General features: G+C 34.6%; 6 protein-coding genes and 1 other annotated feature. All 6 genes read left to right on the top strand.

What is annotated here, in order from left to right:
- Positions 1-83: 83 nt before the first annotated feature.
- On the top strand, positions 84-1466 hold the full coding sequence (locus tag KI369_RS13830; RefSeq protein WP_212956330.1) for a UDP-N-acetylmuramoyl-tripeptide--D-alanyl-D-alanine ligase: 1383 nt from the start codon (positions 84-86) through the stop codon (positions 1464-1466).
- Between the two features lie 66 nt (positions 1467-1532).
- Positions 1533-1744, top strand: a binding site (T-box leader).
- 105 nt (positions 1745-1849) lie between these two features.
- Positions 1850-3148, top strand: a complete 1299-nt coding sequence (aspS, locus tag KI369_RS13825; RefSeq protein ID WP_212956329.1) for an aspartate--tRNA(Asn) ligase — start codon at positions 1850-1852, stop codon at positions 3146-3148.
- Between the two features lie 200 nt (positions 3149-3348).
- Entirely contained in the window at positions 3349-4113 is a 765-nt protein-coding gene (locus tag KI369_RS13820; RefSeq protein WP_212956328.1) for a vWA domain-containing protein, read from the top strand.
- Between the two features lie 11 nt (positions 4114-4124).
- Positions 4125-4898 (top strand): PP2C family serine/threonine-protein phosphatase, encoded by a 774-nt coding sequence (locus tag KI369_RS13815; protein WP_212956327.1) that lies wholly within the window; start codon positions 4125-4127, stop codon positions 4896-4898.
- A gap of 29 nt (positions 4899-4927) precedes the next feature.
- Complete coding sequence (locus KI369_RS13810) at positions 4928-5290, top strand: EsaB/YukD family protein (RefSeq protein WP_212956326.1); 363 nt, start codon at positions 4928-4930, stop codon at positions 5288-5290.
- 31 nt (positions 5291-5321) lie between these two features.
- A partial coding sequence (essC, locus tag KI369_RS13805) for a type VII secretion protein EssC (RefSeq protein ID WP_212956325.1) occupies positions 5322-9128 on the top strand: 3807 nt, incomplete at its 3' end.

Below are 9128 nucleotides of genomic sequence, written 5' to 3'. Positions count from 1 at the left end.
AAACTAATTGCTTTTTTCATATAAACACCTCACTATAAAATTTTTATTAATATGCGTAAATAAAACTGAAAATATGTAATAAAATGGAAAAAGGTGATAATCTGATTCAAATGAATTTGAAAAAACTTGAAGAGGTAATAAATGGAGAAGGATTACACGAATCGTTTCATCATTTAGAAATACATGGTGTCTGCATAGACTCCAAAAACATTAAAGAAGGAAATCTATTCGTTCCAATCATTAGGGTCAAAGATGGACATGATTATGTGAAAGAGGCAATGGATAATGGAGCTGTCGCTTCCTTATGGAAAAAGTCTTACGGTACTCCGCCAAAAGGGGTTCCAATTATATTTGTAGATGAAACTTTGTTTGCTTTGCAACAATTGGCACAATTTTATCGAAGAGAGATAAATGTAAAAGTAATCGGAATTACAGGTAGTAATGGCAAAACTACAGTAAAAGATATAATAGAAGGCATTTTAAGGTCAACTTATAGAGTGCATAAAACAAAAGGTAATTTTAATAGTCAAATCGGTTTACCGTTAACAATTTTAGAAATGAAACGAAATACTGAGTTCTTAATACTTGAAATGGGAATGAGTGAAAAAGGACAAATTCGAAATTTATCACGAATTGCACAGCCAGATGTAGCGATTATTACAATGATTGGACAGTCACATCTAGAGACGCTTGGATCAAGAGAAGAGATCGCGAAGGCTAAATTTGAAATTGTAGACGGATTAAATGACGATGGACTGTTCCTGTATAATGGCGACGAGCCATTACTTTCTCAAAATATTAATATGCTAGGTATAGAAAGTAAGTCATTTGGTGGAAAGTATACAAATGATTTGTTTCCAACGAACGTACAATTAGATGAATATGGTGTTCATTTTAAATTAAATAATACAAAAATACAGTACGATGTTCCCTTACATGGAAAACATAATATTTTTAATACGATTGTCGGAATCGCTGTAGGTCAATTTTACAAAGTCCCTACAGAAAAAATACAAGAAGCATTGCAACAAATAAATATTACACAAATGCGCTTTCAGTGTTTAATCGCTAAAAGAGGTTTTACAATTATTAACGATGCATGGAATGCCAGTCCTTCCTCCATGAAGGCTGCAATTGAAACGTTACAGAAGTTAAATGCCTATAAGAAAAAAATTATAGTGATTGGGGATATGTTAGAGTTAGGGAAGAAAGCTGAAACATATCATAGAGAGATTGGTAAAATGTTAAATGAAGAGAGCATTCAATGTGTATTTACGTATGGAGAATTAGCCGAATTTGTAGCGGAAGAAGCAAGAAAGAACTATCATACAGGAAAAGTACAGTCATTTGATAATAAAGCCGAGATAGCAGAGGAAGTATTGAGAGTTATAACGAAAAAGGATGTCGTATTATTGAAAGGTTCACGTGGAATGGCTTTAGAGGAAATTGTCCAAAAGTGGATGTGAAAAATCAAAATTTATTTAAAAATGCTTGCATTTTATAAATTGAAGAGATAGAATACTCTGTAAATATAAAAAGTGATGATCAGGAAAAGTACATGATGCAAAGGTCTACAGAGAGCAATCGGTTGCTGAGAAGATTGTGATACCGCATGATGGAAAGACACCTGTGAGTGTTGCTTTGAACGTGATAATTAGTAAAAGCAAACGGTACCTACCGTTATCAGGGCTAAGATGGTCATTATGACAATTTGGGTGGTACCGCGGAAAAATCCGTCCCTATTTATAGGGGCGGATTTTTGTATTCTTTGAAGGGAGGTGAGTGACCGTGGATGATGACGATGACAACAATAATGTAAATAAATATAAAATTACTGGAGGGAAATGTAATGCATTTTATAATGAAGCGTTCACTCACAAAAGAATGTACGGAGCAAAGTGGAAAGGTTGTATTACTTCAAGGATGGGTAAAAAAGATTCGTCATCTAGGTAATGTTAGTTTTTTATTATTACGGGACAGAACAGGAGTCATTCAATGTGTATTAGAAAACGAGTTAGCTGGATTCAAAGTCGATGTAGAAAGTGTTGTCCACGTAATTGGTGAAATAGTTGAGACGTCAAAAACAGAATTAGGGGTTGAAGTGCTTGCTCACGAAGTGAAAATATTAAATGGTGCAGAACCACTTCCGTTTGAAATAAATAAAAAGAAGTTACAAGTTGGTTTAGATCAACTTCTTAATGAGAGAGTATTATCATTAAGGCATGAGCGAACCACGGCGATATTTAAAGTGAAATCTACGCTTGTTCAGAGCTTTAGTGAATTTCTTATAGAGAACGATTTCACACGTGTATTTACTCCGAAAATTGTTTCACAAGGGGCAGAAGGAGGAGCGAATGTTTTTAAGCTTCCATACTTCCAAAAAGAAGCTTATTTAGCACAATCACCTCAGTTTTATAAACAAATGATGGTAGCTGGGGGACTCGAACGTGTTTTTGAAATTGCACCGGTTTATAGGGCGGAACATCACAATTCTTCCCGTCATTTAAATGAATATATATCGTTAGACGTAGAGCTTGGGTTTATAAATGATTTTCATGAAGTGATGCAATTAGAAACGGATGTTTTACGATATATGTTTCAACAAGTAGCCAAAAACTGTGAGAAAGAACTACAACTATTACAAATAGAAGTACCTGTCATTACAAAAATACCGAAAATTACATTGTTAGAAGCACAAGAGATCTTAAAAAGTAAGTTTCATAAAGAATCACCGATTGGAGATTTAGATACAGAAGGTGAGAAATTACTAGGGAAATATGTGAAGGAAACATATAAGAGTGAATTTGTTTTCATTACACATTATCCGAAAGAAGCGAGACCGATGTATACAATGCCGAATAACGAGAATTCTTCTATTACTGACTCGTTTGACTTATTATATAAAGGGTTAGAAATAACATCAGGAGCACAGCGAATTCATAATTATGAAATGTTACTAGATTCTTTTAAAGGAAAAGGATTACATCCCGATAAATTTCAATCGTATTTAAATACATTTCGATACGGTTGTCCCCCACACGGTGGTTTTGGAATTGGCTTAGAGAGAATTGTATATAAACTTTTAGAATTATCGAATGTGAGAGAAGCGAGTGCTTTTCCGAGAGATTGTACGCGTCTTATACCATAACATTAGCACCCTTCTATAGTATAGAAGGGTGCTTTGCATTTCAATAAAAATGAAAGACAATAATAATATTTTTTGTGTGAAAATATGTAAATTATATTAAGAACATTTTATAATGAATTGAGAAAAAGAAAATTCATAAGTTATAATGAAATATGAATATAAAAAAAGTTCATATAATAAAGTATGGAAGGGTATGGAACATGTTATATCAAACTCAAGCAACACAACAAACACCAGCTTATATAATTTATCTTCTAGATGTAAGCGCATCAATGAACCAAATGATGGATGCAGGCGGAGAAGAAAAAAGAAGAATTGATATTGTAACGGATGCTCTTTCTTTAGCGATTCGCCAAATGGTATTTCGTTCAACAAAAGGTAGTCGCTTGCTTCCAAGATATAAGTTATCTATTTTAGCCTATAGCGATCATGTTTTTGATTTATTGGGTGGTGTGAAAACAATAGACGAGGTAGCAAGACTGCGCCCACTAGAAAAAATCCAAACGCATCGTTTAACTGATACAGCAAAAGCTTTCTCTGTAGTAGAGAAGTTATTACAAAAGGAATTATCAAATTTACAAGACGGACCAGCGCCTGTTGTTTGTCATATGACAGATGGTGCTTCAACTGGTGAAGATCCAGAATTAATTGTGCGAAGAATTATGAATATGTCTGTACCTGATGGAAATGTACTAATTGAAAATATTTTTATCTCAGATGAAATCATGCAAGAACAAATTACTAATATAAAGAAGTGGGAAGGCATTATGCCAAATACAGAGATTACAGATGAATATGGTGCAAAGTTGCAAAGACTTTCATCGCCTATCCCTCAAAGCTATCGTGAGATGATGACGGAACATGGATTTCATATTGCAGATGGTGCGGTGATGATGTTTCCTGGGACAAATGCGGACTTAGTATCACTTGGATTTCAAATGTCTGCTGCAACGCCGGTTCGATAGGAGAGAGAAGTATGATGAAATATATTCTATCTCAAGAGAAAGAAACGGTATTGCAAGAAAAGGAAACGAAACATTTTACTTATCGATATAGCTATGTAAGAGCAAAAGAAACGCAGGATTTAAACGAGAGTGGACAAGACTTTCTAGTATTTCTAGATAATGGAACTAGTTTCATATTTGCGTTATGTGATGGTGTAGGGCTGTCTTTTCATGGTGAAATTGCTGCGAAATTTCTTGGTATGAAGTTAGTAAACTTGTTTGAAACATGTCAAGAAAGTGGACTGGATATTGCTACATTATTAAATGAACAGTTAAAAAATTGGATAGAAGAAGCTTCAGAGGAAGTGAATGCATTTCGATTGCCAGAAGAAACACCGTGGTTACTTCGCGATGTATTAGAAGAAAAGCGAAAACAAGGTAGTGAAGCGATGTTTATCGGTGGGAAAATAGAGCTGATTCCAAATGAAGATAAAGTACAAATAACGATAGTTACACATGGCGATTCATTTGTACAATTGTTTCGAGATAAAGAGAATTGTTTGAATGTAATGAAGTTTGAGAGAAATATAGAGAAAAGGTGGTCTACGCAGCGGGGCATTATTGGTGGGGAATTAGAGGTTTTTTCAAAGACATTATCTAGGCAAGAAGCTAATCGGATAGTTATTCACTCAGACGGACTTGTGCCGTTTAAGCAGTATAACTTTGAGGAAGTGTTAAAAGAAATTGAGAGGGCACAGAACTCTCCGACAAGCGATGATATTTCATTTTTAGATATTTCTTGGTAACAAACATGATGGAAAAAAGGTGAATAAATGTGGAAGAGATTATTGTTACATACATAAAACAGTCAAATGAAGAAATAGATATTGCAATTCCAAATGACGTAAAAGTGGTGCAAATTATTGAATCGATTTTACATCATGAAAAAATAGATGAAGCATTAAGCGGGATCTATGAAATTAGAGTGGCAAAAGATAAAGAAGAGTGGCATGCTATTCGGAATGATGAAACGTTGCGCGATAATGATGTATGGGATGGACAATATGTAATGCTACATAAAAAAGGAGCAATTATCCCTTCTTTTGAAATGATGCCAGCAGAAAAAGTTTATAATGAACCTGTTAAACAAGATATATCTTCTAGTGAAGAAGATTATGTATGGAAAATCATTGAGTAATAGTTTTTGGATGGGGAAGGAGAAATGTTTTGTGCAAAAATCACCGTATTTTCAACGCTCTCCGCGTGTGAAAGTAGATATACCGACAGGGGATGTTATTATTCATGATCCACCGAATATACCGGAGGAGCCGAAGTTTTCAATTGAAACAATGTTACTGCCTGCAATGATGACGGTTTTAACATTGGTATTATATTTTGTAATGATGAAATTTATGAAGATGAATGCAAGTTATATGCCATTAATGATGGTTTCAAGTATTCCGATGTTGGGGTCATATCTATTTACAACGATGGGACATTTCCGTAAAAAGAAAGAACATCGTCAAATGGTTGAACAATTACAAACAAGATATTTAGAGCAAATTCAAAAGCATCGAGTGGAATTAGATACGTTAAAGGTTGAACAAGCAAAATATTTAATTACACAAAATCCAAGCCCATTAAAAAGTGTACAAAGAATTGAAAATCGGGAAAGTAATTTATGGGAGCGTACACCTGAAAGTCCAGACTTTTTAGATATTCGTATTGGTACAGGAGAAAGACCGTTTCTTGTAGAATTGAAGGTGCCTGAACAGAAAGGTTATGAAGAAAATCCATTAGTTACGGAAGCGCAAAATGTGAAAAGGGATTTCAATACGATACCAAATGGACACATCTCCATTTCTTTGAAAAAAAACGATGTAATTGGTGTAGTTGGAAATAAAGAAGATAGACTAAACTTTATTCGAATTGTAACGACGCAAATTATGACGCATCATGCACCAAATGAAGTGAAAATAGCAGCATTTTATCATGAGAAGGAGAAAAAGCAGTGGGATTGGATGAGGTGGCTTCCTCACGTATGGGATGAACAGAGAAGTATGCGCTTTTTATCTGAAAATCAACAAGATGCACAGAAACTAGCTGAAGTACTATTTACCCCACTAAACATGCGTAGAATCTATAATTCTTCTGCACAAGCGGATGCAAAAGTTCCTTTAATTCCGATGTATGTCTTTTTCTTATCAGCGAGAGAATTTTTAGAAGATGACCCTTTAACTCCAATGTTACTTAGAGAAGGTGAAAGTGTAGGAGCTTCTACATTTATTTTTGCGGAACAAAAGGAACGGCTACCGATGGAATGTGATCTTGTTATAAGTTTAAATGGAGAAAATGGTGAGTTAGTCGAAACGTTTTCAAGTTCAGCTGAAAATAGTGGGACAACGCGTGCTAGTTTTAAAGTAGATCGACTTTCATTCGAACGATGTGAACTAGGAGCGCGAAGCATTGCTCCAATTCGGATGAAAAGCTCTACAGCAGCCAACATTCCGAAAGTATTAACATTTTTAGACTTGTTTCAAGCTAAAAACATGGAAGAATTACAAGTGCTAGAGAGATGGAAAGAAAATCGATACCCGACTTCATTGCCGGTTCCAATTGGTGTAAGAGAAGGAAGTAAACCTGTTTTTCTAAATATTCACGATAAAATAGAGAAAAAAGGGCATGGTCCGCACGGTCTAATGGCTGGTACAACTGGATCAGGAAAAAGTGAAGTAATTCAGTCTATAATAGCTGCGTTAGCGGCAACCTATCATCCTCATGAGATGGCATTTATGCTTATCGACTATAAAGGTGGTGGAATGTCAAACACATTTGCGGGATTACCGCATATTATTGCATCTATTACGAACTTAGAAGATCCAAACTTAATTGAGCGTGCCAGAATTTCATTAAAGGCAGAATTAGAGCGTAGACAAAAATTATTCATTCAGGCTGGAAATGTCCAGCATTTAGATGAATATTATGAAACAAGCTGGCGCGAAAAAGAACCTTTACCACATTTATTTATTGTTATTGATGAGTTTGCTCAAATGAAAAAGGAACAACCAGAATTTATGGACGAGCTAATTAGTGTCGCTGCAATAGGAAGGACGTTAGGAGTTCACTTATTATTAGCAACTCAAAAACCTTCAGGGGTTGTAAATGACAAGATTTGGAGTAACTCGCGTTTTCGAATTTGTTTACGTGTACAAGATGATGCGGATAGTCGTGAAATGTTAAAGATTCCAGATGCATCAAAAATCAATGTACCAGGACGAGGGTATCTCCAAGTTGGTAGCAATGAAGTATTGGAATTATTCCAATCAGCATGGAGCGGAGCACCTTATAATCCAGATGAAGAGAAAGTACTTGATATAGTTGATTTTACAGAAGTTAAGCTATCGGGTGAAAGAATAAAAGTGAAAAAGCGTCCAAAGCCAATGACAAATAGTCCAAAACAACTACAAGCTTTTATTCAATATGTACAGAGCGTATCAGAAAAAGAAAATATTAAAGCATTACCAGGACCTTGGCTGGATCCATTACCAGAAAAATTATTGTTAAAAGAATTTTATGCTATGGAAGATTGGACAATTGGTGAGTGGAATAAACCGAAAGAATATTTACAAGTAACTGTCGGATTAATTGATGATGTTGCAAATCAAGCGCAATTTCCGCTGAAGTTAGATTTACAAGAAGGACACTTAAATATTTATGGTATGCCAGGAACAGGAAAAACAACGATGTTACAAACGATTATTATGTCTCTAGCAGTATCTCATACACCAGAAGAAGTGAATTTTTATATTATTGATTTTGGTCGTATGTTCTTAGATTTTAGAGATTTACCTCATGTAGGCGGGGTTGTACAAGAGGACGAAAATGAAAAAATGAAACGTCTATTCGGATTTTTAAAGAAGGAAATCACGTATAGAAAAGAGAGTTTTTCTAATATCGGTGCAAAGTCATTCTCTATGTATAATCGAATGGTTGGAAAGAGAATTCCTGCTATCGTTGTAATGGTAGATGGTTATATAAGATTTAAAAATGAATTCGAAAAAGAGAATGAAGTATTAGAAATGTTATTACGCGAATCAAGCACATATGGCGTGTACTTCTATTTCTCGCTTAATCAAACAATTGATATGTTTGATCGTGTTCGTAATAATATACCGATGGCAATTACATTTGAATTGCAAGATAGAGCTGAATATCCTAGTTTAGTTGGTAGACCGAATTTCCCGTTAATTGAAGTTCCTACTGGCCGTGGGTTAATGAAAGGACAACCACCTGAATTGTTCCAAGCAGCACTGCCGTTTATAGGTGAAAGTGAATTAGAATACTCACAGCAATTAAAAACGATTATTCAAAAAATGGGCAGTGAATGGAATGGTGAAAAAGCAAAAGAGATTCCAATGGTTCCTAAAGAAATATTTGTAGAAGATTTAGTTGAGCAATTAGAACCAACTCAAATTTCTGCAGGAGTTGAAACAGACGATATCCGTTTGCAAAATTTTTCATTGGACGAAATGAATCATATATTTATCGGTGGAAGAATAGAAGGTGGGAAAACATCATTATTACAAACACTTCTTTTCACTACTACATACCAATACTCTCCAGAAAAGGTTGAGCTATACTTAGTAGACCTTGGTGAAAGACCTACTGGCATATTAGCTCTTGGAGATTTACCCCATGTGAAGAAGAAAGTTACAGATGATATGCAATTAAAAGAAATGTTAGATGAATTGTTAGAGCTAATAAATAATAGAGAAGCAGTAGTACCTTCTATAGATCCAAACATAACAGTGGAGTTTCCATATAAGAAAATAATCATTGCAATTGATGATATTGATCAAATGTTAACTGTATTATCTAATGATTATGAGGCGAAAAATAAAATGGAACTAATAGTTCAAAATTGTAAAAATAAAGGGATTCATTTTTTAACGGCGGCTACAACATCAAGTGTAAATAACTTTTCACATGAAAAATGGTTTGCGGAAATTAGAAAGAGAAGTATAGGTTATTTATTA

It is taken from the genome of Bacillus sanguinis, assembly GCF_018332475.1.
Lineage (GTDB): Bacteria > Bacillota > Bacilli > Bacillales > Bacillaceae_G > Bacillus_A > Bacillus_A sanguinis.
This window is presented reverse-complemented; position numbering and strand designations above follow the sequence as displayed.

Coding starts and splice junctions, on each gene's coding strand:
- KI369_RS13830 (WP_212956330.1), top strand. CDS start 84: ATGGAAAAAGGTGATAATCTGATTCAAATGAATTTGAAAAAACTTGAA.
- aspS (WP_212956329.1), top strand. CDS start 1,850: ATGCATTTTATAATGAAGCGTTCACTCACAAAAGAATGTACGGAGCAA.
- KI369_RS13820 (WP_212956328.1), top strand. CDS start 3,349: ATGTTATATCAAACTCAAGCAACACAACAAACACCAGCTTATATAATT.
- KI369_RS13815 (WP_212956327.1), top strand. CDS start 4,125: ATGATGAAATATATTCTATCTCAAGAGAAAGAAACGGTATTGCAAGAA.